The sequence below is a fragment of the Nonomuraea sp. NPDC049486 genome (assembly GCF_040676925.1).
GTDB lineage: Bacteria > Actinomycetota > Actinomycetes > Streptosporangiales > Streptosporangiaceae > Nonomuraea > Nonomuraea ferruginea.
On sequence record NZ_JBFAPV010000050.1, the window covers coordinates 1 to 1,029 of the forward strand.

The 1,029-nt window shown below is 69.3% G+C and carries 1 protein-coding gene; it reads right to left on the reverse strand.

Going from position 1 to position 1,029, the window contains the following annotated elements; translation table 11 throughout:
• The coding region (locus AB0K05_RS44430; protein WP_364237893.1) for an RHS repeat domain-containing protein at positions 1-1,029 on the reverse strand (1,029 nt) is incomplete at both ends.

Genomic DNA, 1,029 nt, shown 5'->3' on the forward strand with positions numbered 1-1,029 from the left:
GTCGCTGCCGCCGGTGGCGGAGGCGGCGTCCAGGACGCGGGTGATGTTGCCGGCGATGTTGTAGCCGTACCGATCATCCTGGACGGTGTCCGGGCTGGAGGTGTCAGCCTTCGTCTGCGTGGTGACCCGCGAGAGCCAGTCGGTGGCCGGGTCGCGTTCCAGGACCCGCTTGACCTGTCCGCCCGCCCCCAGGGAGCGGCTTTCGAGCTTGCCCGTCAGGGTGAACGTGGTGTCGTGGACGTAGGTGAAGCCACCCAGGTCGGAGGTGGTGGCCTTGGCGAAGCCGAGGTCGGTGTAGGTGTGGGTGAGCGTCTCGGCGGCCAGCCCTCCGGCGGCGGGTAAGCCCTGCTGGCGCAGGTTCCCGGCCGCGTCGTAGCTGCTGGTGAAGGTGTAGGTGCCGGCCAGCGCATCCTCGGTGGCGGGGATGGTGACGGTGTTGGCGGTGGGCCGGTAGTCGCTGTCGTAGCCGGTGACGGCCTGGGTGTAGGCATGCCCCGCCGTGAAACGGGTGGCCGCAGTCGGTTGGCCCTTGGCGACGGAGTCGTAGGTCCACTCGGCGAGCTTGGTGCCGGTGCCGATCTCGCCGGCCCACTGGCTGGTGCGGCGGCCCAGATCGTCGTAGATGTTGGAGATCTTCTGGCCGTTGCCGTCGGTGCTCCAGATTTGCCGGCCGGCCAGGTCGAAGCCGTAGCTGGAGGTGCCGGCGTCGGGGTCGGCGGCGGCGGTGCGGCGGTCCAGCCAGTCATAGGTGTAGGTGCGGACGTTGCCGTTGGCGTCCGTCATCGTGGTCAGGTTGCCGCGCAGGTCGTAGCCGTAGGTGGTGTCGGCATGCTGGCTGGCGTTCGACCATTCCTCGACCTTGACGGCGCGGCCGAACACGTCGGTGACGGTGGCGGTCTTGCCGCCGAACGGCGGGGTGACCTCGGTGCGTTCACTGCCCGGGTAGGCGGTGGTGGTGCGGCGCAGTTCAGTGCCCAGGTGGTAGGCGATCGATGCGGTGGGGCGTTCCTGGCCGTCGTAGACGGTCTT